At 28.3% G+C, this 22,925-nt stretch carries 21 protein-coding genes; 18 read left to right on the forward strand and 3 right to left on the reverse strand.

Going from position 1 to position 22,925, the window contains the following annotated elements; translation table 11 throughout:
* Nucleotides 1-83: 83 nt before the first annotated feature.
* The gene (locus HGAG_RS01315) at nucleotides 84-689 is read right to left on the reverse strand and encodes a thymidine kinase (RefSeq protein WP_004838932.1); all 606 of its coding nucleotides are present in this window, start codon (nucleotides 687-689) and stop codon (nucleotides 84-86) included.
* Between the two features lie 7 nt (nucleotides 690-696).
* Complete coding sequence (gene ychF / locus HGAG_RS01320; RefSeq protein ID WP_019117582.1) at nucleotides 697-1,794, reverse strand: redox-regulated ATPase YchF; 1,098 nt, start codon at nucleotides 1,792-1,794, stop codon at nucleotides 697-699.
* 130 nt (nucleotides 1,795-1,924) lie between these two features.
* Here ychF and HGAG_RS01325 point away from each other — a divergent pair, with 130 nt between their 5' ends.
* From HGAG_RS01325 to HGAG_RS01370, 10 genes are all read left to right on the forward strand, one after another.
* Nucleotides 1,925-3,694, forward strand: coding sequence for an aminopeptidase P family protein (locus HGAG_RS01325; RefSeq protein ID WP_019117583.1), 1,770 nt, complete (start codon nucleotides 1,925-1,927; stop codon nucleotides 3,692-3,694).
* Nucleotides 3,694-5,541, forward strand: coding sequence for an excinuclease ABC subunit UvrC (uvrC, locus tag HGAG_RS01330; RefSeq protein WP_019117584.1), 1,848 nt, complete (start codon nucleotides 3,694-3,696; stop codon nucleotides 5,539-5,541). The genes HGAG_RS01325 and uvrC overlap by 1 nt, the downstream gene beginning before the upstream one ends.
* 10 nt (nucleotides 5,542-5,551) lie before the next feature.
* Complete coding sequence (gene hprK, locus HGAG_RS01335) at nucleotides 5,552-6,484, forward strand: HPr(Ser) kinase/phosphatase (protein ID WP_019117585.1); 933 nt, start codon at nucleotides 5,552-5,554, stop codon at nucleotides 6,482-6,484.
* Between the two features lie 103 nt (nucleotides 6,485-6,587).
* The gene (nifJ, locus tag HGAG_RS01340; protein WP_019117586.1) at nucleotides 6,588-10,118 is read left to right on the forward strand and encodes a pyruvate:ferredoxin (flavodoxin) oxidoreductase; all 3,531 of its coding nucleotides are present in this window, start codon (nucleotides 6,588-6,590) and stop codon (nucleotides 10,116-10,118) included.
* A 217-nt stretch (nucleotides 10,119-10,335) separates the two neighbouring features.
* Nucleotides 10,336-10,689: an Asp23/Gls24 family envelope stress response protein gene (locus HGAG_RS01345; protein ID WP_019117587.1), complete on the forward strand. Its 354-nt coding sequence runs from the start codon at nucleotides 10,336-10,338 to the stop codon at nucleotides 10,687-10,689.
* Nucleotides 10,690-10,696: 7 nt separating this feature from the next.
* Nucleotides 10,697-12,268 carry a DAK2 domain-containing protein gene (locus HGAG_RS01350; protein ID WP_019117588.1) on the forward strand — a complete coding sequence of 524 codons (1,572 nt, stop codon included), beginning with the start codon at nucleotides 10,697-10,699 and terminating at the stop codon, nucleotides 12,266-12,268.
* A gap of 5 nt (nucleotides 12,269-12,273) precedes the next feature.
* Nucleotides 12,274-14,253, forward strand: coding sequence for an ATP-dependent DNA helicase RecG (locus HGAG_RS01355; protein WP_019117589.1), 1,980 nt, complete (start codon nucleotides 12,274-12,276; stop codon nucleotides 14,251-14,253).
* Complete coding sequence (gene rsmD, locus HGAG_RS10370) at nucleotides 14,253-14,777, forward strand: 16S rRNA (guanine(966)-N(2))-methyltransferase RsmD (protein WP_244263792.1); 525 nt, start codon at nucleotides 14,253-14,255, stop codon at nucleotides 14,775-14,777. Before HGAG_RS01355 ends, rsmD begins: the two co-directional genes overlap by 1 nt.
* A 12-nt stretch (nucleotides 14,778-14,789) precedes the next feature.
* Nucleotides 14,790-15,284 (forward strand): pantetheine-phosphate adenylyltransferase, encoded by a 495-nt coding sequence (gene coaD, locus HGAG_RS01365; RefSeq protein ID WP_019117590.1) that lies wholly within the window; start codon nucleotides 14,790-14,792, stop codon nucleotides 15,282-15,284.
* Nucleotides 15,284-15,766, forward strand: coding sequence for a H+-ATPase subunit H (locus tag HGAG_RS01370; RefSeq protein WP_019117591.1), 483 nt, complete (start codon nucleotides 15,284-15,286; stop codon nucleotides 15,764-15,766). The genes coaD and HGAG_RS01370 overlap by 1 nt, the downstream gene beginning before the upstream one ends.
* A gap of 237 nt (nucleotides 15,767-16,003) precedes the next feature.
* Here HGAG_RS01370 and HGAG_RS01375 read toward each other — a convergent pair whose 3' ends face one another.
* Nucleotides 16,004-17,179, reverse strand: coding sequence for a nucleotidyltransferase family protein (locus HGAG_RS01375; protein ID WP_019117592.1), 1,176 nt, complete (start codon nucleotides 17,177-17,179; stop codon nucleotides 16,004-16,006).
* A gap of 140 nt (nucleotides 17,180-17,319) precedes the next feature.
* Here HGAG_RS01375 and efp point away from each other — a divergent pair, with 140 nt between their 5' ends.
* The 8 genes from efp to recN are packed head-to-tail and all read left to right on the forward strand — an operon-like array spanning nucleotide 17,320 to nucleotide 22,924.
* Nucleotides 17,320-17,877 carry an elongation factor P gene (efp, locus tag HGAG_RS01380; protein ID WP_004838919.1) on the forward strand — a complete coding sequence of 186 codons (558 nt, stop codon included), beginning with the start codon at nucleotides 17,320-17,322 and terminating at the stop codon, nucleotides 17,875-17,877.
* Nucleotides 17,878-17,887: 10 nt separating this feature from the next.
* Nucleotides 17,888-18,202 (forward strand): Asp23/Gls24 family envelope stress response protein, encoded by a 315-nt coding sequence (locus HGAG_RS01385; RefSeq protein ID WP_019117593.1) that lies wholly within the window; start codon nucleotides 17,888-17,890, stop codon nucleotides 18,200-18,202.
* Nucleotides 18,202-18,591: a transcription antitermination factor NusB gene (nusB, locus tag HGAG_RS01390; protein ID WP_019117594.1), complete on the forward strand. Its 390-nt coding sequence runs from the start codon at nucleotides 18,202-18,204 to the stop codon at nucleotides 18,589-18,591. Before HGAG_RS01385 ends, nusB begins: the two co-directional genes overlap by 1 nt.
* Nucleotides 18,592-19,773, forward strand: coding sequence for an exodeoxyribonuclease VII large subunit (gene xseA / locus HGAG_RS01395; RefSeq protein WP_019117595.1), 1,182 nt, complete (start codon nucleotides 18,592-18,594; stop codon nucleotides 19,771-19,773). It begins immediately after the preceding gene.
* The gene (xseB, locus tag HGAG_RS01400; RefSeq protein ID WP_019117596.1) at nucleotides 19,763-19,957 is read left to right on the forward strand and encodes an exodeoxyribonuclease VII small subunit; all 195 of its coding nucleotides are present in this window, start codon (nucleotides 19,763-19,765) and stop codon (nucleotides 19,955-19,957) included. Before xseA ends, xseB begins: the two co-directional genes overlap by 11 nt.
* Nucleotides 19,950-20,783, forward strand: a complete 834-nt coding sequence (locus HGAG_RS01405) for a polyprenyl synthetase family protein (protein WP_244263793.1) — start codon at nucleotides 19,950-19,952, stop codon at nucleotides 20,781-20,783. Before xseB ends, HGAG_RS01405 begins: the two co-directional genes overlap by 8 nt.
* Nucleotides 20,780-21,232: an arginine repressor gene (locus tag HGAG_RS01410; protein WP_004838913.1), complete on the forward strand. Its 453-nt coding sequence runs from the start codon at nucleotides 20,780-20,782 to the stop codon at nucleotides 21,230-21,232. Before HGAG_RS01405 ends, HGAG_RS01410 begins: the two co-directional genes overlap by 4 nt.
* Nucleotides 21,233-22,924, forward strand: coding sequence for a DNA repair protein RecN (recN, locus tag HGAG_RS01415; RefSeq protein WP_019117598.1), 1,692 nt, complete (start codon nucleotides 21,233-21,235; stop codon nucleotides 22,922-22,924).
* Nucleotide 22,925 lies beyond the last annotated feature (1 nt).

Consider the following 22,925-nt stretch of genomic DNA (forward strand, 5'->3'; position numbering starts at 1 on the left):
ATAAGGTTGCTATAAATAGCAGCCTTTTTTCGTTTGTAAATATAAAATTTTTTAAAAATAAAAACTACCCAATAAAGAGCAGTTTAAATTTCATCTAATGATATTTGATTTTTATTTTTTTCTCTATCTTTCATTTTTCTATTGTAGCATGACCTACACAAAGGTTCGTATGAATCTTGAGCTCCGATTTCTATTCTTTCTTCATTGTAAGATTTTCTAAAAGAAACCCAAGCATCTTCTCCGCATGATGCACAAATTGCGTGGTGTTTTATTAATTCGTCAGCTATTGGCATCAGCTCTTTTACAACTTCAAATGGTTTTGTTTTATAATCCATATCAAGTCCTGACACAACAATTGTAATATGATTTTGCATAAGTTCTACAAAATAATCTACAATTTTTGATGGCTTGTCTGGGAAAAATTGAACTTCATCAATTCCTATAGCATCAATTTCATTATTTTTTGCATAATCCAAAATTTCTTTTATGGATTCTATTTTAATCGCATCAAGCTCCAAATTATCATGGCTTATTATTTTTTCATCTTCATGTCTTGAATCAACTGATGGTTTGAATGCAATTGTTTTGTATCCTGCAACTTTCATCCTATAAAGCTCACGCCATAGGGAAGTTGTTTTTCCAGAAAACATAGAACCTGTATGAACAATAAGTTTAGCTTGTTTTTTCATATTTCACCTAAACATTGAATTTAAAATTGGTAATATCTCCATCTTTCATAACATAATCTTTTCCTTCCATACGAAGTTGACCATGTTCTTTTACTTTTGCCATATTACCATATTCTTTTAGAGTATCAAAACTTACGATTTCTGCTTTTATAAAACCTCTTTGTATATCTGTGTGGATTTTCCCAGCAGCATCTACAGCTTTTGTTCCATTTGTAATTGTCCAAGCTCTTGTTTCATCTTCTCCTGTTGTCAAAAATGAGATTAAATTTAAAGTTTTGTAAGAATCTTTTATAACTTGATCGCAACCTGATTCACTTAAACCAATCATTTCCAAAAATTCTTTCTTTTCTTCTTCGCTTTCAAGCTCTGATATTTCTTGTTCAATTTTTGCACTTACAACAGAAACTTGAGCGTTTTCTTCTTTGGCAAATTCCCTAACTTTTTGAACAAATTCATTATCATCTCCGTTATTTGCAACATCACTTTCATCGACATTGCAAACATAAATTATTGGTTTTGTTGAAAGAAGTTGGTAGGTTTTAAGAAGAGCTTTTTCTTCATCGTGTAAATTTAAAACTCTGGCAGATTTTCCCTCTTCCAAAACTTCTTTTATTCTTTTTAATAATTCAACTTCGCTTCTTGCTGATTTATCAGATTTTGCGACTTTTTCTCTTTTTACCAAAACTTTTTCAACAAGCTCAAGGTCTGAAAGTATAAGCTCAAAATTTATTGTTTCAATATCTCTTAATGGGTCAATGTTACCATCTACGTGGGTTACATTTGGATCATTAAAACAACGCAAAACTTCTACTATTGCATCAGTTTCTCTTATATTTGATAAAAATTTATTTCCTAATCCTTCGCCCTTGCTTGCACCTTTTACAAGTCCTGCTATATCATAAAATTCTATAGCTGCTGGTACAATTTTTTTTGAATTGTGCATTTTTGCAAGATAATCAACTCTATAATCTGGAACATTTACAAGTCCTACGTTTGGATCTATTGTGCAGAAAGGATAATTTGCAATTTCTGCTCCAGCTTTTGTAATTGCATTAAATAAAGTTGATTTGCCTACATTTGGTAGGCCAACTATTCCTAATTTCATTTAATCACTCTCTCTTTTTTATTCTTTATTTAGCATTATTAATTATATAGAAAGCGCCTAAAAAAATCAATTTTTATATTATGCAACAATGGTATAATATGAATAAGATTATAAAAAAAAAGGAGAAATTATGAATATTGATCAAAAACTAGAAAAGCTTAGAGAGCTAATGGCTAGCAGAAAAATAGATGCTTATATTATTAATACATCTGATCCTCATCAATCAGAATATATTAGTGATTATTATAAAACTCGCGAATTTATTTCAGGTTTTACTGGCTCTGCGGGAGTTTGCGTTGTTACAAAAGATAAGGCAAGACTTTGGACAGATTCAAGATATTTTTTGCAAGCTGCAAATGAATTAAAATATTCAGAATTTGAATTTTATAAACAAGGTTTTGATGAAGATCCAACTATGGAAGAATTTTTGTTGGAAGAAGTTGGAGAATTTGGAAAAATTGGTTTTGATGGTACTTGTTATTCAGTAAAAGATTATAAATCTTTAAGTGAAAATATGGCATCACGTGCTTTGGTTTATGACATAGATTATATTTCTCAAATTTGGGAAGATAGACCAAGCCTTCCAAAAGAAAAAGTTTGGATTTATGATCAAAAATATGTTGGCGAAAGTTTAGAATCAAAAATAAATAGATTAAGAGAAGAATTAAAGAAAAAAGATTGCGATTATAATTTTATTGGATCTCCAGAAGATATTTGTTACCTTTTAAATATTAGAGGAAATGATATTGGATATACTCCAGTAGTTTTGTCATATTTGTTGGTTTCAATGGATGAAATTCATCTTTGCATAGACCAAGATAAACTTGACGATGAAGTTTTGGATTATTTAAAAGAAAATAAGGTAAAAGTTCATTCTTATGATTATATTTATTCTTTATTAAAAAATATTAAGGGGAAAAATAGAATTTATATAGACCCAGAAAGAACTAACGTTGCAATTTTTGATTCTATAAATTCAAATGTAAGAATTACTAGCGGTGTAAATATTTCAACTCAAATGAAAGCGATTAAAAATGAAACTGAATTAGAAAATGAAAGAAAAGCTTATATTATTGATGGTGTAAGTTTAATTAAGTTCTTTAATTGGGTTGAAGTTGGAACAAGTACAGGTTCTTTGACAGAGCTTATAGCTAGCAAAAAATTGCAAGATTTAAGAAAAGAAAATGAATCATATATTGAAGATTCTTTTGAAACAATTGCAGGCTACAAAGAAAATGGAGCTATTGTCCATTATGAACCAACTTCACTTTCATCAAAAACTCTCGAAGAAAAATCACTTTTATTGGTAGATTCAGGAGCTCATTACAAAGAAGGAACTACAGATATAACAAGAACAATTGCCCTTGGAGAATTGACTGATGAAGAAAAAGAAGACTATACCCTAGTTTTAAAATCTCATATAGGCTTGATGAGTGCAAGATTTAAAGAAAAAACCAAAGGACAAAGATTAGATGCAATTGCTAAATATCCATTGTGGAAAGCTGGAAAAGATTATTTCCATGGAACAGGCCACGGAGTCGGATTTAGCTTAACAGTTCACGAAGGCCCAAATAATATTTCTCAATTTAATGATGTAGAATTATTAGAAAACATGACAACATCAATTGAGCCGGGTCTATATATAGCAGATAAACACGGAGTAAGAATTGAAAGCGAAGTTTATGTGAAAAAAGATTTGGAAAATGAATTTGGTAAATTTATGAAATTCGAATGTCTAACTTACGTGCCAATTGATACTAGACCAATAAATATGGATATGATGGATAAGTGGGAAATAGAATGGATAAATGTATATAACAAAAAATGCCAAGAAGTTTTATCTCCATATCTTGAAGGATCAGATTTAGAATATTTGATAGAAAGATGTAAAGAGATTTGATGAACAATCAAATAAAGGAAAAGCTAAAAGAATTACCAGACCTACCAGGCGTTTATATAATGAGAAATAGCCAAGATGAAATAATCTATGTTGGCAAGGCTATAAATTTAAAAAAACGTGTAAGCCAATATTTTGACAACAACAAAAATAAGGGCAGAAAAGTTCTTGCTATGGTAAGTCATATAAATCATTTTGAATATATAATTGTAGAAAATGAAGTCGAAGCTCTTGTGTTAGAATCAAATCTAATAAAGAAAAACAGACCAAAATATAATATTGTTCTAAGAGATGATAAGCAATATCCATATATAAAAATTACAAATGAAAAATTTCCTAGAATTCAAAAAGTAAGAAATGTAAAAAAAGATAAGGGCTATTACTATGGCCCTTATCCTGATGCTTATGCAGTAAATGATGTAATAGAATTATTTCATATACTTTACCCAATAAGAACTTGCAATCTAAATTTTGATAAGGGACAGCAATTAGATAGACCTTGTCTAAATTATTATATAAATAGGTGTAAAGCTCCATGCGTTGGTAAGGGAGATGAAAAAGAATATATGGATAATATAAATAAAATCAAAAATTTTTTAGAAAATAAATCTGATTATATACCAAATTTAGTTATAAATAAGATGAATAAGGCAAGTGAAATTTTGGATTTTGAAAATGCTGCAAAATACAGAGATTACCATAGGGCCTTATCAACCATTTCTCAAAAACAAAAAGTTACTACAACAAATGGTGATGACATAGATATAATTGCAATGTCCAAAGGAATATTTTATGTCACCATGCAGGTATTTTTTATGAGAGATGGAAAGATTGTTGATAGAGAACATTTTATTATTAAAGATGATTACAGAGAAAAAGATGAAGATATAATTTCATCTTTTATGAAGCAATTTTACTTAAACCTTATGTATATACCAAAAGAAATTTTAGTTCACAAATTGCCATCAGATCTTGATGCCCTTAATTTATTTATTGAAAAGAAAAAAGGCATTAAGGTAAAAATTACTTGCCCAAAACTTGGTAAGAAAAAAGAATTAGTAGATATGGCTTTTAGAAATGCAAGCGATATGATGAAAAAATACGAAAAAAGGCTTGAGGAAAAAGAAAGAAAAAAACATTCTGGCTTAAATGGATTAAAAGAAATTTTGAATTTAAAATCTTTAAGTAGGATAGAAGCTTACGATATTTCAAATACATCGGGGGTACAATCAGTTGGATCAATGATTGTATTTCAAAATGGGATAGCAGAAAGAAAAGAATATAGAAAATTCAAAATAAAAACTATAGAAGGGCCAGATGATTATCATTCCTTGGAAGAAGTTCTTACAAGAAGATTTGAAAGAGCAAAAAAAGAAATTAAAAATAATAATACTTATACTGGTTTTGGAAAACTCCCAGATTTAATATTAATGGATGGGGGAAAAGGTCAAGTAAAGTCAGCAAAAAAAGTTTTGAAAGATTTAAATTTTTCAATAGAAGTTGCAGGACTTGTTAAAGATGACAAGCATACAACAAGAGCGATTATATATGAAAATGAAGAAATACAAATAAAAAAACGAGATCCAGTATATAAATTAATTTACGAAATCCAAGAAGAAGCCCACAGATTTGCCATAAATTATCACAGAAAATTAATGACTCAAACTATGAAAAAATCTGAACTTGATAATATTAATGGCATAGGAAAAAGAAAAAAAGAAAATCTTCTAAAACATTTTAAAAGCGTAAAAAATATAAAAAAAGCAAGCTTAGAAGAGCTTATGGAAGTAGATTTGATTGGGGAAAGCCAAGCACTTGAAATAATTAAATATTTTAAACTAAACAATTAAAGAGGATAAAATGGGAAAACAAACAAGCGTAAAATTAAAAGACGTGGTTGAAAATTTAGATCTTGAAATAGTTCACAAATCCACAGATTATGATGAAATTATTTTGCAAAGTCCAGATATTAATAGACCAGGTCTTCAACTTACAGGATATTTGGAAGAATTTCCTTACAAAAGATTACAAATAATAGGAAGCGTAGAATATACTTACCTAACAAGTCTTGACAATAGAATGCAATATGAAAGATTTAGGGGAATATTATCATACAAAATGCCAGCCATACTTTTTTCATATAATGCAGGATTGCCAAAAGATATATTAGACCTTGCTGATTATTATGATATTACAATTTTAAGGTCAAAACTTCCTACGACAAAATTAACATCAATAATTTCGCAAGAACTAGAATATATTTTTGCTGATAGAACTCAAATTCACGGAGAACTTCTAGAAGTTTTTGGTGTTGGAGTTTTAATTAGAGGAGAAAGCTCAGTAGGAAAAAGTGAAACGGCTTTAGATTTAGTAAATCGTGGTCACAGACTTGTCGCAGATGATGTCGTAGAAATGGCTGCTTACGATAATAAACTTGTAGGACAAGCTCCAGAAAATATAAGGCATTATACAGAAATAAGAGGGCTTGGAATTGTAGATGTAAGAAGACTATATGGGACAGGCTCTGTAAAAGTTTCAACTGACATAGATTTGGTAATAGAGCTTGAACATTGGAGAGAAGATTATGAATATGATAGGTTGGGACTTGATGAGCATTATACAGAAATTTTAAATGTTCAAATTCCAAAAATTTTAATTCCAGTAAGAGCAGGAAGAAATTTAGCAATGATTATTGAGGTTGCAGCTATGAACCAAAGAGAAAAATCTATGGGATATAACGCAGCAAAAGTAATGACAGACAATCTATTTAAAAATTCTGACAATGATAATTAGCTTGTGAAATTATTTGATATTTGCTTGACTAATGATGTGATATTTATTATACTAAAAATAGTGTTGACGATAATTGATTCATATAATTTTTAGGAGGTCTTAAATGACAATTAAAAGAGCTATGAAGACTATGGATGGTAATACTGCAGCTGCTCACGTATCTTATGCGTTTACAGATGTAGCAACAATCTATCCAATAACACCTTCATCACCAATGCCTGAAGCAGTAGATGTTTGGGCAGCAAACGGTAGAAAAAACGTATTTGGAAGACCAGTTGAAGTAAAGGAAATGCAATCAGAAGCTGGTGCAGCAGGAGCAGTACATGGAGCACTTGCAGCAGGAGCACTTACTACTACATACACAGCAAGTCAAGGATTATTATTAATGATCCCTAATATGTATAAGATTGCTGGAGAAAGATTGCCAGGTGTATTCCATGTTGCAGCAAGAACACTAGCAACTCACGCACTTTCAATTTACGGTGACCATTCTGACGTTATGGCAGCAAGACAAACAGGATTTGCTATGCTATGTTCAGGATCAGTTCAACAAGTAATGGACTTAGGACCAGTTGCTCACTTAGCAGCAATTGAAGGAAGAATTCCATTCTGCCATTTCTTTGATGGATTTAGAACAAGTCACGAAATTCAAAAAATACAAGTTTGGGACTATGATACATTAGCTCCATTAGTAAACTACGAAGCTGTAGATAAATTTAAAAATGAGTCTTTAAATCCAGAAAGACCAAAAACAATCGGTACAGCTGAAAAGAATATTTTCTTCCAAAGAATGGAAGCTTCAAACCCTGCATATACTGATATAGTAGGCATAACAGAAAACTACATGAACAAAATCAATGAATTAATCGGTACAAATTACGGATTATTTAATTATTATGGTGCAGATGATGCAGAAGAAATCATCATTGCTATGGGTTCTGTTTGCCAAGCAGCTGAAGAAGCAATTGATAAATTAGTAGAAGATGGTAAAAAAGTTGGTATGGTTGAAGTTCACTTATTCAGACCATTCTCAAAAGACCATCTATTAAAAGCTATACCAAAAACAGTAAAGAAAATCGCAGTACTTGATAGAACAAAAGAAAAAGGTTCAGTTGGAGAACCATTATTACTTGATGTTAAATCAGCTTACTATGATGTAGAAGATAAACCACAAATTATAGGTGGTAGATATGGATTATCTTCAAAAGATACAATCCCTGCAGACATTGAAGCAGCATTTAACAATTTAGCTGGCGAAATGAAAGATGATTTCACATTATCAATTACAGATGATGTTACAAATAAATCACTTGAAAGAACAGATTTAAGAATCAGACAAGAAGGTACAAGCAGATGTAAATTCTGGGGATTCGGATCTGATGGAACAGTTGGAGCTAATAAACAAGCTATCAAAATCATCGGTGATAATACAGATATGTATGCTCAAGGTTACTTTGACTATGATTCTAAAAAATCTGGTGGACTTACAGTATCACACTTGAGATTTGGTAAAAATCCAATTAGATCAACATATCTATTAGATGAAGCTGACTTTATTTCATGTTCAAAACCAGCTTACGTTAATCAATATGATTTATTAGCTGGACTTAAAGATGGTGGTACATTCTTATTAAACTGCCCATGGTCAGAAGATGAACTTGAACAACATCTACCAGCTTCAATGAAAAAATACATTGCTGAACACAATATTAACTTTAATATAATAGATGCTTCTCACATCGCTGCTAATATTGGATTAGGTTCAAGAACAAATATGATAATGCAATCTGCATTCTTTAACCTTGCAAATGTAATTCCAATAGATGAAGCTATCAAATACCTTAAAGATTCTATAGTAAAAGCTTATGGACACAAGGGTGATGATATAGTAAATATGAACTACAAAGCAGTAGATCAAGGAATTGATGCAGTAGTTAAAGTTAATGTTCCAGATTCATGGAAAGATGCAAAAGATGAAGTTAAAGAAGAAAAAGAACTTCCAGAGTTCATCAAAAACATCGTTAAACCAATGATTGAACAAAAAGAGGATGATCTTCCAGTTTCAGTTTTCAAAGATAGAACAAATGGAGACTTTGAACCAGGTACAACTCAATATGAAAAGAGAGGAATTGCTCTTAACGTGCCAGAATGGCAAATTGATAATTGTATCCAATGTAACCAATGTTCATACGTTTGTCCTCACGCTGTAATTAGACCATTCTTATTAACAGAAGAAGAAAAAGCTAATGCACCAGAAGGATTTGAAACAAAGAAAGCAATTGGTAAGGGAATGGACGGATATGATTTCAGAATCCAAGTTTCACCACTTGATTGTACAGGTTGTGGAAACTGTGCTGATGTATGTCCAGCTCCAAAGAAGGCTCTTTTAATGAAACCTTTTGAGGAAGAATTAGAAAAAGAAAAAGATAATTGGGAATATGCTCATGAAGAAGTTGGATACAAAGAAGATGTTATGGATCCAATGACAATTAAAGGTTCTCAATTTAAACAACCATTACTTGAGTTCTCAGGTGCTTGTGCAGGATGTGGAGAAACACCATACGCAAAACTTGTTACCCAATTATTTGGAGATAGAATGTATATAGCTAATGCTACAGGTTGTTCATCAATCTGGGGAGCATCATCACCAGCTACACCATATACAACAAATGCTTGCGGACAAGGTCCAGCTTGGGGTAATTCATTATTCGAAGATGCAGCAGAATATGGTTATGGTATGAAACTTGCAGCTGATTCAAACAAACACCTTCTTGAAACATATATGAATCAATTCAATGAATTAGAAGCTGATAGTGAATTAAGCGAAGCATTCAAAGCATGGATTGAAGGAAAAGAAGACGTTAAAGCTTCAAAAGAAGCAACAGCTAAAATTCTTAACCTTGAAGAAAAAGCTAACAGTGTAAGTGATGAAGAACAAAAAGATTTACTACACAAAATATATTCACTAAAAGACTATATGATTAAAAAATCAGTTTGGATATTTGGTGGAGACGGATGGAGCTATGATATTGGATTTGGTGGAGTAGACCACGTACTAGCTAGTGGAGAAAACATCAATATCTTAGTATTTGATACAGAAGTTTACTCAAATACAGGTGGACAATCATCTAAAGCTACACCATTATCAGCAGTAGCTCAATTTGCTGCATCTGGTAAAAAGGTAAGAAAGAAAGACCTTGGTTTAATGATGACTTCATACGGTTATGTTTACGTAGCACAAGTTGCTATGGGCGCAAACCAAAATCAAACAATCAAAGCTATGAAAGAAGCTGAAAGCTATGATGGACCATCTCTAATCATCTGCTATGCACCATGTATCAACCACGGTATAAGAATCGGTATGGGTAAATCTCAATTTAGAGAAAAACAAGCAGTTGATGCTGGTTACTGGCACTTGTGGAGATTCGATCCAAGACTTGCTGATGAAGGAAAGAATCCATTCCAATTAGATTCAAGAGAACCTAAGGAATCATTCCAAGAATTTATCCAAGGAGAAGTTAGATACTCTTCACTCAAGAGATCATTCCCTGAAACAGCTGACCAATTATATCAAGAAGCAGAAAAAGCTGCAAAAGATAGATATCAAACATATAAGAGATTAGCTGGAAAATAAGATAAATTAAATAAAAATTTTAAAGGATGAGCTTGCTCATCCTTTTTTTGTGCGTAAAATTAATTTTGAAGATTTTATTTTTAAAATTTTACAAAAAAATTTATGTTGAAAACTTTTTGAAAATTTTAAATTTAATTTTGCTAAAAGTGTACAATTATAAATATTTACTATTTATGGTATAATAAATTATATATAAAAAAATAAAATGGAGGAGTTTATGGCAATTAAGTATAAAAACAATTACGGTAAAGTTAGTATTTCAGAAACAGTAATTGCAAATATTGCTGCAGCTTCTGTTATGGAATCCTATGGTGTTGTAGGTCTTGCTAGCAGAAGTACAAAAGATGGATTTTATAAACTTTTAGGTATTGATAATATGAATAGAGGTGTAAAAGTTTTAAGAAATATAGATGGAACTGTGACTATAGATATATCATTGTTTTTAAATTATGGTGTAAGAATTGCAGTTGTATGCCAAAATATAATTGAAAATGTGAAATATAATGTTGAACATTCTCTTAATGTTGGTGTATCTAGTGTAAATATTTTAGTTCAAGGAATTAGAAGTTAGGTGAAATATGAAAAAAATCGATAGTAATAAGTTCAAAAGCATTATTATTAAAGCTTTTGAACTACTTAATGAGAAAAGGGATGTTGTCGATAGCTTAAATGTTTTTCCTGTTCCAGATGGGGATACGGGAACAAATATGACTATGACAATGAAATCTGGTGTAGAAAGAGTAAAGGATACTGAAACTTCATCTTGTTATGATGTTGCTAAGGCTTTAAGCCAAGGCACTTTGATGGGAGCGAGAGGAAATTCTGGTGTAATTTTATCACAACTTTGTAGGGGAATGTCTAAAGCTATCAAAGGCAAGGATATTATTGATGCAGAAAGTATAAGAGATATTTTTACAGTTGCAAATAAAACTGCTTATAAGGCTGTAATGAAACCTACTGAGGGAACAATTTTAACTGTGTCAAGATTGATGGCAGAAGAAGCTAATAACGCTTTTGAAAATAACATTGATATTGATAAGTATTTATATAAAATTATTGCAGCAGGTCATAAGGCTTTGCTTGATACTCCAAATTTATTGCCAGTTTTAAAAGAGGCTAAGGTTGTAGATTCTGGTGGACAAGGATTGATGTTTTTGCTTGAAGGCGCTTTAAAAGCCTTAAATGGAGAAATTGATATTGAAACTGATTTATCAGAAATTGAAATTGAAGATTTGCCATCAAAAGACTATAATATCGACCTATCAGTAAGCATAAGTGAAGATGAAAAAGATGATTTACTTGAAAAATTAAATGAGCTTTCTACATCGTTGACAGAAGATTTTGATAATGGAATTTTGAGACTTTCATTTGATTGCGATGGTATAAAGGAACTTTTAGAAGTGGTTTCAAAATATGGACAAGTTTTGACGATGAATGTTGAAAATACTAATCCAGATGTATTGAATGATATAAAAGTAAACAAAAAACCATCTAAAAAATATGGATTCATAGCTGTTTCAAGGGGAGAAGGCTATGATAAAGTGTTTGAAAGTTTAAATGTTGATAGGATTATTGCTGGTGGGCAAACTATGAACCCTTCAACTGAAGATATTTTTAAGGCAATTGAAAAAGTAGATAGCGAAAATATTATTATCTTCCCTAATAATAAAAATATAATTATGAGTGCTAAACAAGCTTGTCAATTGTCTGATAAAACTTGTAGAGTAGTTGAAACTAGGTCAATTCCAGAATCTTTTTCTGCCCTACTATCATTTGATGAAGATGAATCACTAGATGAAAATATGGAAAATTTCAACGATGCGATTGAAGATGTAAGAGTTTTGGAAGTTACTATAGCAGTTAGAGATACAAATGTGAACAATGTAGAAATTAGAAAAGATGAATACATTGGAATAGTTGACAATAATATTGTTACAAGCAAAAAAACAATAGAAAAAACTGCTAGAGAAACCTTGGAGAAGGCGGTCGATGATGACACATCTCTTATAACTATATATTATGGAGAAGATATAGAAGATAAGGAAGCCAGAAAACTCCAAAAATTTGCTCAAAAAAAATTCAAAGATTGCGATGTAGAATTGATTTATGGTGGACAACCTTTATATTATTACACTATTACCTTGGAGTAGTATAGATGGATCTTTTGGACCTAAAAGGTTTAGGCAAAAAGAAAAAAGAATATTTAGAAAAATTATCAATTTATAAGCTAGAAGATTTATATAATTATTATCCTAGGGAATATGAGGATAGGTCAAAAAAATACGACTTATCCCATGGTCTTGATGGAAATAAACATTATTTTGAATGGAAAATAGAATCAAAGCTTTATACAAATTATAGTAAAAAATTTTCTATCTCTTATCTTTATGCGAGTGAAAATGATAAAAGAGTAAAAATAGTATTTTTTAACGACAAATTTTTGCCAAGATCCTTAAAAATCGGACAAACATATAAATTTTATACAAAAATCGTAAAAAATGGTTATGAAATTGAATGCCATAATCCAGAATTTACAGATATAGATGACGATAGAATTGGAAATATTGTACCTATATATCCGCTTACAAAATCTTTGACTAATAAAAATTTATCTGATTTTATAGGTCAAGCCTTGGAATTTTTTGATGAAAATGAAGTTTTATTAGATAAAAAAGTTCTTAATGACTTTGATTTTTCGGATAAACTTTCAAATTTGAAGGAAATTCATTTCCCAACTAGCCTTGAAAATTTAAAAAGTGCTAAAAGTCAAATTAAGATTATAGATTTATTAAAGGAATTGATTTTTATATATGTAATGCAAAAAGAAAATTCCTACCAAGATTTAAATTTAAAATATAATCTAAATGATATTTTAAATAAGCTTGATTTTAAATTGACACCAAGTCAATATAAGTCTTTGATTGAAATTTTAAAAGATTCTACAAGTAAATCAATTATGAATAGGCTTTTGTGTGGGGATGTTGGAAGTGGTAAGACTATTATTGCTTTAATAGTGATGATTATTTTTTCGATAAATTCATACCAAACTTGTATGATGGTTCCTACTGAAGTTTTAGCTATTCAACAATATGAAAAAAATAAAGAATTTGTTGAAAGCTTTGGCTTAAAAATTTCTTTACTTACATCATCAACAAAAAATAAGGAAGACCTTAAGAATAAAATCAAAAATGGCGAAATAGACATTGTTATTGGGACGCATGCACTTATTGTAGATGATGTGGAATTTAAAAATTTGAAATTAATTGTTGCGGATGAACAGCATAGGTTTGGAGTTAGGCAAAGACAAGCCTTATACGAAAAAGGTAATGATGCAAATTACCTAACAATGACAGCAACTCCTATTCCAAGGACACTTTTTTTGAAGATGAAAAAATTATTAGATTTATCTCAAATTACTGAACTTCCAAAAGGAAGAGGAGAAATTATAACTGAACTTGTTCTTTTGTCAATGGAAAATAGTCTGTTTTCTAAAATAGATGATTTTATAAAAAGTGGTAGGCAAGTTTATGTTGTAAGTGATTCTATAGATAGTGATGATGAAAATTCTTTAGAGAATTTATATAAACGCTATAAAAAAAGATTTAAAAATATTAGAATTGTAAAACTTCACGGAAAGTTAAAGGCAAGTGAAAAAGAAGAAATTCTTAGAGATTTTTCTGATGGTAAAATTGATATTTTAATATCTACTACAGTTATAGAAGTTGGAATTGATGTATCTAATGCAAATTGTATGATAATTTATAATGCCAATAATTTTGGTTTATCATCACTACACCAACTTAGAGGAAGAATAGGTAGGGGATCTTATAAATCATTTTGCTATTTGATTAGCGAAAAAGTTGATGAGAGAAGTAAGCTAAATATAATAAAAAATTCAAACGACGGTTTTGAAATTGCAAAAAAAGATTTGAAACTAAGAGGTGCTGGCAAGATTCTATCAACAATTCAACATGGAAAAAATCTTGATGATGTAAATTATTTCAATTTAAAAGAAGATGAAATAAATCTTTGCTTTAAAATATTTACATATCTTAAAGATAAAAATTTCGAAGGAGTTAATTTTTCTTATTTAGAAAAATATTTTAATATAGACAAAAGGATTGTGTTAAATTAATGAGAGTAGTAGCTGGAAAGTATAAAGGATTTAATATAAAATCTCCAAAAGCTAACAATTCAAGACCTACAGATAACAAGGTAAAAGAAGCAGTTATGGCTATGCTTTATCCTTACAAAAAAGACTTTACAGCCTTAGATTTATTTTCATGCACAGGGCAAATGGGAATAGAATTTTTATCTCATGGTGCAAAAGAAGTTGTTTTTGGAGAATTAAATAATTCAAATTATAAAATACTCAAGGAAAATATAGAAAAAATTCAAAGTCAAAATGCTCTAACTATAAGAGGGGATTTTAGAAAAGTTTTGGAAATTTTAAAAGAAAATAATAAAACTTTTGATTACATATACCTAGATCCTCCTTATAAAGAAGATTATTTGAAAATTAGTCTAGAATATATATTGACCTATCATTTATTAAATAAAAATGGTATAATAATAAGCGAATCAGATAGGAATATTGATTTTTCTGATATGACTAATTTAAATTTGATTAAAGAAAAAAATATGGAAGGAAAATCATAAAAATTTATTGCTATGAAAGTGATATATCCAGGTAGCTTCGATCCTATTACAATCGGACACTTAGACATAATAAAAAGATTAAATAAGATGTTTGATGAGGTAGTCATTGCTATATTGATAAATGAAGCCAAGCACTCTCTTTTCTCAATTAAAGAGAGAAAACAATTAATAGAAAATGAAATTAAAGAATTTCAACTAGATAATGTCAAAGTCAAAACTTTCGAAGGTTTGTTAGTTGATTTTGCAAAAAAAGAAAATTCAAAAATTATAGTTAGAGGTTTAAGGGCAGTTACAGACTATGAGTATGAAATGAATATTGCTCAATTTAATTCAAGCCTATATGAAGATCTTGAAACTATATTTCTACTTTCTGACCCGAAATTCTCATTTATAAGCTCAAGTGGAGTAAGAGAGCTAGCTAGTTTTGGTGGAGATGTATCTAAATTTGTATCAAAAAATGTAAAAAAAGCTATATATGAAAAAAATAAACTAGGAGGAAAAAACTAATGGCAAATATTAACGAACTAATTGATGAAATTGAAGATATAATGGATAATGCTAGTTCTGTTCCATTTTCAAGAAAGGTTTCAGTTGATCCAGATGAAATTTTTGAAATTGTTAGAGATATGAGAGATTCTCTTCCAACAGAAATCAAAAACGCTCAATGGATTAACGATGAAAAAGAAAGAATTTTGCAAGAAGCAGAAAACGAAGCAAGATCTAAAGTACAAAATGCAAATAATGAAATCAAAAATTTCAAAGAACAAGCTAAAAGCCAATATCAAAGAATGATTTCAGAACATCAAATAACAGCAGAGGCTAGACAAGAAGCGCAAAGAATTCTTGAACAAGCAAACCAAGAAGCAAATAAAATTAAACAACAATCATACCAATACATTGACCAATTATTTACAAAATCATGTGAAAATTTCAGCCAATTGGCTCAATCATTGGAAAAAAATAAACAACATATATTAAATCAAAAATAAAATTTGCAAAATAAAAATCCTCTAATATGAGGTTCTATGGCGTAGACAAATCCTCAAGCACGAATATCTGACTCCAAAAATTGTTGATTTCTAAATTTAAAAATTCTAAAATCGCAAACTCACTAACGCTCAAACAGTGCGATTTTTGACGAATTTTAAAATTTGAAATCAAATCAATTTTTTACGTATGATATTCTTAGCATGAGGATTTGTATACTTGTTTACAGTCTGAATCCTCTAATAAGAGGATTTTTTAATTGAAATTTTTTCTCTATAATCACTATCAAATTTTCTTCCTATAATCATTGAATATAAATTTGATGCCTTAATCATTTGCTCAAAGATTATTTTATTTTCTTTATTTAATTTATCTATATCCTTTTTTTGCATAATTACATTAAGCTTACATTCTTTGAATAATTTTGTGGCATTTTCATTAAAAGATAAAACTTTTATAAAATTTATGTCAACTTCATTAAGATAAGTTTTATTTTCTAATAGGTAATTTATCATAAGCCTTTTTATCCTAGATTTTGTAAATCTTTGGCTTGTAGAATTTTTAATAAAATCTTTATAAAATATTTCATCTTTTGCTATTTTTTTTAGATAATTATCCATGCCGTCTTCGTAACATAAAGTATCTTTCATATTTTTTTCTTCTATTAAAATTTTATACCTAAAAATCTCATACAATAAATCATTTTGTGGAAAAATATTGTATTCATTTTTAAATTTTTTTATATAATTATAAGAAAGACTTGGAAGATAATCTTTAATTTTTATATTTTCAATGTTATTTCTAATAGAACTTGAAGAAGAAAATGAATCTTTTCTTAATTCAACATCTTTATTCATAGAATTTTTTCTCTTGATTGGTACAATTTCTATATTTGCTTTTAGTTTTTTTATAGCTCTGAGATATTCTAAAGCAAGTATATTATTTGCGGAAAAAAATTCTTTATTTTCTATATATTTGATTGAGGCAAGATATGATGCTTTTGCAAAAGACATTCCCTCATCTAGAAAATTCTTTGTATCAATATTTATTCTATTTTCATTTTCAAATATCTTCTCACAAGTCTTTAAAAAATTTTTTTCACTAATATTTTCAATTCCAAATGCAAGATAATCAATTTCTAATTTGTTTAAAATTTCTATATTTTTTCTAGCAAAAAGATTTGCTGCTTGTAAAGAGATAAATGAAGGCATTTCAATAACTAAATCTGCAGAAAGCATTGCAGAATTTGCTCTTTTATATTTGTCTATTAGGCTTATTTCTCCTCTTTGAACAAAATCTCCACTCATTATTGCTATAACTATATCTGCATTAGTTATTTCTCTTGCTTTTTTTTGTATATAATTGTGTCCATTATGAAATGGATTATATTCTGAAATAATTGCTAATTTTTTCATGTCAACTCCTTTTATTATTATATCAAATTGTAAAAAATAAAGTGAAAATTTATTTTAGATTATTACATAATTTTACATTTTTATTTAAAAAATAAAATATAAGTGGTATAATATTAGAAAACAACCTATTAGGAGGATATATGATATCAGCAAATGATTTAAGAAAAGGAATAACTTTTGAATATGATGGAGATGTTTATCAAGTAATAGATTTCCAACACGTAAAACCAGGTAAGGGTGCAGCTTTTGTAAGAGCAAAAATAAAATCTGTTATGCAAGGCGGAAATAAAGATGTAACTTTTAACCCAAATGAAAAGTTTGAACAAGCTATTATTTCTACAAAAGAAATGCAATACTTATACAACGACGGACATTTATATTATTTTATGGATCCAGAAACTTTTGAACAAATTCCTGTTGATAAGGATGCAGTTTCTGAAGCAATTCCTTATATAAAAGAAAATGATACAGCTACAATGAGATTTTATAAAAACAATCCATTTTCAATTGAGGCACCTAATTTTGTAGAACTTGAAGTTGTAAAAACTGAACCTGCAGTTAAGGGAGATACAGCAACAAATGTAACAAAACCTGCAGAAGTTGAAACAGGTGCAATTATAAATGTTCCAGTTTTTGTAAATGAGGGAGATGTTATAAAAATTGATACTAGAAAAGGGGAATATTTATCCAGAGTATAAAGGAGATAAAATGACAAGAGCATTTAAATTTGGAAGTGTTAAAATTGCAAATGAAACTATTGAAGAAATAGCTAAAAAAGCTTGTAGTGAAGTAAATGGTGTAATTGAATCAAACACAAAATCCAATAAGGAAGCAAAAAAAGATACAAGAATTTCTGTAATGGATGGCTTTGTAATTATAGATTTAAATCTTGTACTTAGTGCAGATGTAAATGTGAGAAAAACAATAAAAAATGTCCAAGAAAATGTAAAAAGACAAGTTGAAACTATGACTGGCTTATCTGTAAAGAGAGTAAATGTCGAAGTAAATAGTTTAGTAATATAATGAATAGGGCAAAACAAAGAGACTGGGTATTTAAGTTAATATTTGAAAATCAAATAAAAAATATTGACGATATAGACCAAGCCTTTATTAATCATGAGATAGATTTAAATAAAGATTCTTTTTTATATAAGTCATTAAAATCATATATAGAAAATTATGATAATCTAGAAAATATAATTGCAGAACAAATAGGATTAAAATCTTTACAAAGAATGGCAAAAGTTGATAGGTCAATTTTATTTTTGAGCGTTAATGAAATGGAAAATTTAGATATTCCTATAAGTGTTTCTATAAATGAGGCTGTAAATATTGCAAAAGAATATTCAACAAGTGATGGATACAAATTTATAAACAGCGTGTTAGGTAAAATTGCAGAAAAGAGAAAATAATTGAAATCTTTAAGCGTAAAACAATTTAACCAATATATAAAAACTTCTTTTAAGCACGATCCTTTATTTCAAAATGTAAGTGTAAAAGGTGAAATAGCCAACTACAAAATATCTCACAATCATATATATTTTTCCTTAAAGGAGGAAAATGAAATTATTGATTGTGTGATTTATTATTATGAACAAAAGGATATAGAAGACTTTAATAATGGAGATGAGGTTATTGTAGATGGAAATTTGATTTACAATAGCTTTTTTTCCAAAATATCTATATCAGTAAATGATATGGAAAAAAAGGGCTTGTCAGAAGAATATTTAAATTTTCTAAAGATCAAAGAAGAATTTTTAAAAAAAGGTTATTTTGATAAAGATACCAAAAAAACTATTTGCGATTATCCCAAAGAAATAGGCCTTATAACTTCGGATAAATCAGCAGCTATAGTAGATTTTTTATCTGTAATAAATAAAGAAATTTCAGACATAAATATTTATCTTTATCCAGTAAAGGTTCAAGGACTTAGTGCAAAAGATGAAATAATTAATGCAATAAATGTTCTTGATAAAAAAAACTTAGATGCAATTGTTATTACCCGTGGTGGTGGTAGCAAAGAAGATTTAAAGGTTTTTAATGAAAAAGATATAGTAGAAGAAATATATAAGGCGAAAAGTCCAATAATTTCAGCTATAGGACACAAAATAGACTTGTCTTTAACAGATTTAGTTAGTGATTTGTCCTTGCAAACGCCAACAGAAGCAGGCTCATATTTGGTAAGAAATTATAAAAAAATTAGACAAGATATAAATAAAATATTTATAGACATCCAAAAAACTTTAAATAGAAATATTGAATTAAAAGAATTAAAACTTAATAATTTAAAATACAGCTTAGATTCTTATAGTTTAGATAAATTACTTGATGAAAAAACTAAAAATGTAAATGAAATATTTGAGAAAATCAAGAATAATTTAAATTTAAACATTGAAAAGAAAGAAAAAGATTTAGAAATTTTAAAATATAGACTTAATTCTTTAAAATCAATTTTGGATATTAAGAAAAATAGTATTTTTATTAAGGATTTTGATGGCAATTTTATTTATTCTAAATATTCTTTAAAAAATAAGGATAAGGTAAATATAGTTTTTAGTGATGGAGAAGTGAAAGCTGAGATTTATGATGGATAACACATTTGAAGCAAATTATAAAAAAATGGAATCTTTGTTAAAAGATTTAGAAGAAAATAAAGATAATATAGATAAAAGCCTTGAAATTTATAAAGAGGCTAAAGAAATTTATGATAAACTTAATAAAAAAATCAATGATTATAAGGCAAAGGTTGAAATAATAAATAATGACAAAAATGAATAAGGAAAAATTTGATAAAATTTTAATTGCTGACAAAAATATAATTGATAGGGCAATGATAAAAAAATTTGATGAAGATAATCCTTTAAGTAAGGCCTTGATTTATGCAAGTGATTCTGGAAAAAGAATAAGACCTGTAGTTTTTTTGGAAACTATAAAAATGCTTTTGGGAGAAAATGCAATTAATGAAAAAATAATTGATTTATCATTGGCACTTGAGATGGTTCATGCCTATTCTTTGGTACATGATGATATGCCTTGTATGGATAATGATGATTATAGGAGAGGAAAACTTACAGTCCACAAAAAATATGGAGAAGATCTTGCGATTTTGGTTGGAGATAGTTTGTTATCCTATGCTTTTGAAATCATTCTTGATTTGAGTATATATGACCAACGTTTTCTTGAAGCTGGAAAATATTTGGCAAATGCTTGTGGTAAAGATGGAATGATAAAAGGACAAGTTTTTGATATAAAGGCAAAAAAGGATGAAAATTTGGAATATATTCTTGATGTTTATAAAAATAAAACTGCAAGACTTTTTATGGCTGCAATTATGATGGCAGCTTTGTATGCAAATGTTGAAAAAGATGAGCTAGAAAAATTAGAAAATTACGCATATTATCTAGGACTTGCTTTCCAACTTCAAGACGATATTTTAGACAAATATGATGAGTTTGAATTAAATATTTTATCATGTATTTCTATTGATGATGCAAAAAAATTACTACTAGACTTTAATAGAAAAGCTAAAGAAAATATCAATGACTTTAAAAACAATGATTTTCACATTTATTTAATTGATTATTTAACAGAGAGGATCAAATGAAAAAATACACTAGACAAAGACTTATATTAGATATTATTCAAAATAATGAAGTAAAAACACAAAGTCAACTTTCTAAATTATTAAGAGATCAAGGAGTAGATGCTACTCAAGCTACAATTTCAAGAGATATAAAAGAGCTTAGAATATCAAAAGTACAAACAGATGATTATGAATACAAATATACAGTAATAGATACTGTTTATGATTCATTAAATGAAAGAATGGAAAAAATATTTAAAGAATCTGTCTTATCTGTAGAAAGATCTTACCAATTAGTTGTTATAAAAACTATTTCTTATACTGCAACAGTTTGTGGTTTGTATATAACAAATGCAAAACTCGAAAATATTGGTGGAATTGTAACAGGACTTGATACTATATTTATAACACCAAAAAATATAGATGAAATTGACGATTTGATTGAAACAATAAGAAGTATGGTGAAATAAGTGTTAGCTGAGTTATTTATTAATAACCTAGTGATTATTAAAAGAGATCACTTATTTTTTGATAGCGGATTTAATGTTTTATCTGGAGAAACTGGTTCTGGAAAAAGTTTAATTTTAGAAGCTATCAATATTGTCTTGGGGAAAAGGACAAATAAAGATATAATTGGAAAATTTGATGATAAAACAATTATAGAAGCAGTTTTTAATTTGGACGAAGATACAATAAAAAAATTAGAAGATAAAGATATTACATTTGATGATAATAAACTTATTATTACAAGAACAATAAACCAACAATCTTCATCAATTAGAATAAATGGAAGAGTAGCAAATCTTTCGTTAATAAAAGAAATTTCTTCATTATTAATTGATATTTACAAACAAGGCGATTCAAATATTTTTATGGATAAGGGAAATTATCTTGATATTATTGATGCCTACAAAAAAGATAAGGAAACTATCAAACTAAAAAATGAAATTAATAAATTATTCAATGAAAAAAATAATTTGCTTAAAAAGTTTGATGAATTTAATTTATCCCAAGAAGAAGTTTCAAGAGAAAAAGAATTAATTAATTATCAACTTGATGATATTGAACAAATTGATCTTTTAAATATTGATGAAGAAAAAATTGACCAAGAATATAAAAAATTAAATTCTATAACTGAGCTTAGAGAAAGTATTGAAAGTAGTGAAGAATTGATTTCTTCCTTTGATTATGACAAAGCATCTATTAGCTCACTTCTAGCTAATTTATCTTCAAATTTATCAGATTTTTCAGAAATAGACAAGAGCATTGAAGAAGTTAACGATAAAATATATACTGTTATAGACTTAGTAAATGAAATTTATTCTGAGCTTGATAATTATAAGGATAAGCTTGATCAAAATCCTGAAAGATTATACGAGCTTGAAATGATTAATCAAAAACTTTTCGATTTGAAAAGAAAATATGGAAATGAAATTGAAGATATTATAGAATACTATGATAAAATTTCTTTGAGATTAAAAGAATTAAAAAAAATAAGTGATTTAAAGAAAAATATTGACAAAGATATAAAAAATATAAATAAAAATTTAGAAGAAAAGTCCCTAGAACTTTCAAAAATTAGAAAAGAAAAATCTAAAAATTTGGAAAAGGAAATAAAAAGTGAAATACAATCTTTAAATATTATTAATGGGGATTTTAAGGTTTTATTTAAAAATAAAAACAAAATTGATTCTAATGGAATTGATGATATAGATTTTCTCATTAAAACTAACAAGGGAGAAGATTTAAAATCCTTATCAAAAACCGCATCTGGCGGAGAAGTTTCAAGGATTGTATTGTCATTTAAAAAAATTTTTGCAGATTATGATAAAATTGATACCATGATATTTGATGAAATTGATCAAGGAATTAGCGGTAGAACAGCTCAAATTGTTGGAGAAAAAATTTTAGACTTATCAAAAGAAAGACAAATTTTAGCTATAAGCCATCTTCCACAAATAGCATCTTTATCAACTAATCATATTCTTATAGAAAAATTTGACCAAAAAGATTTAACTATATCAAAATCTACAAATATTAAAGAAAATGATAGGGTAAAAGAAATAGCTAGGCTTTTGGCTGGCGTTGATATTACTGATAAAACAATGGAATCTGCAAAAGAAATGATAGAAATGGCAGAAGAGTTAAGAAAAGGAAATTAGT

It is taken from the genome of Anaerococcus obesiensis ph10, from assembly GCF_000311745.1.
Taxonomy (GTDB): Bacteria; Bacillota; Clostridia; order Tissierellales; family Peptoniphilaceae; genus Anaerococcus; species Anaerococcus vaginalis.

Excerpts from the sequence above, each read along its gene's own strand:
- HGAG_RS01315 (WP_004838932.1), bottom strand. The coding sequence starts at position 689 with ATGAAAAAACAAGCTAAACTTATTGTTCATACAGGTTCTATGTTTTCT.
- ychF (WP_019117582.1), bottom strand. The coding sequence starts at position 1,794 with ATGAAATTAGGAATAGTTGGCCTACCAAATGTAGGCAAATCAACTTTA.
- HGAG_RS01325 (WP_019117583.1), top strand. The coding sequence starts at position 1,925 with ATGAATATTGATCAAAAACTAGAAAAGCTTAGAGAGCTAATGGCTAGC.
- uvrC (WP_019117584.1), top strand. The coding sequence starts at position 3,694 with ATGAACAATCAAATAAAGGAAAAGCTAAAAGAATTACCAGACCTACCA.
- hprK (WP_019117585.1), top strand. The coding sequence starts at position 5,552 with ATGGGAAAACAAACAAGCGTAAAATTAAAAGACGTGGTTGAAAATTTA.
- nifJ (WP_019117586.1), top strand. The coding sequence starts at position 6,588 with ATGACAATTAAAAGAGCTATGAAGACTATGGATGGTAATACTGCAGCT.
- HGAG_RS01345 (WP_019117587.1), top strand. The coding sequence starts at position 10,336 with ATGGCAATTAAGTATAAAAACAATTACGGTAAAGTTAGTATTTCAGAA.
- HGAG_RS01350 (WP_019117588.1), top strand. The coding sequence starts at position 10,697 with ATGAAAAAAATCGATAGTAATAAGTTCAAAAGCATTATTATTAAAGCT.
- HGAG_RS01355 (WP_019117589.1), top strand. The coding sequence starts at position 12,274 with ATGGATCTTTTGGACCTAAAAGGTTTAGGCAAAAAGAAAAAAGAATAT.
- rsmD (WP_244263792.1), top strand. The coding sequence starts at position 14,253 with ATGAGAGTAGTAGCTGGAAAGTATAAAGGATTTAATATAAAATCTCCA.
- coaD (WP_019117590.1), top strand. The coding sequence starts at position 14,790 with ATGAAAGTGATATATCCAGGTAGCTTCGATCCTATTACAATCGGACAC.
- HGAG_RS01370 (WP_019117591.1), top strand. The coding sequence starts at position 15,284 with ATGGCAAATATTAACGAACTAATTGATGAAATTGAAGATATAATGGAT.
- HGAG_RS01375 (WP_019117592.1), bottom strand. The coding sequence starts at position 17,179 with ATGAAAAAATTAGCAATTATTTCAGAATATAATCCATTTCATAATGGA.
- efp (WP_004838919.1), top strand. The coding sequence starts at position 17,320 with ATGATATCAGCAAATGATTTAAGAAAAGGAATAACTTTTGAATATGAT.
- HGAG_RS01385 (WP_019117593.1), top strand. The coding sequence starts at position 17,888 with ATGACAAGAGCATTTAAATTTGGAAGTGTTAAAATTGCAAATGAAACT.
- nusB (WP_019117594.1), top strand. The coding sequence starts at position 18,202 with ATGAATAGGGCAAAACAAAGAGACTGGGTATTTAAGTTAATATTTGAA.
- xseB (WP_019117596.1), top strand. The coding sequence starts at position 19,763 with ATGATGGATAACACATTTGAAGCAAATTATAAAAAAATGGAATCTTTG.
- HGAG_RS01405 (WP_244263793.1), top strand. The coding sequence starts at position 19,950 with ATGAATAAGGAAAAATTTGATAAAATTTTAATTGCTGACAAAAATATA.
- HGAG_RS01410 (WP_004838913.1), top strand. The coding sequence starts at position 20,780 with ATGAAAAAATACACTAGACAAAGACTTATATTAGATATTATTCAAAAT.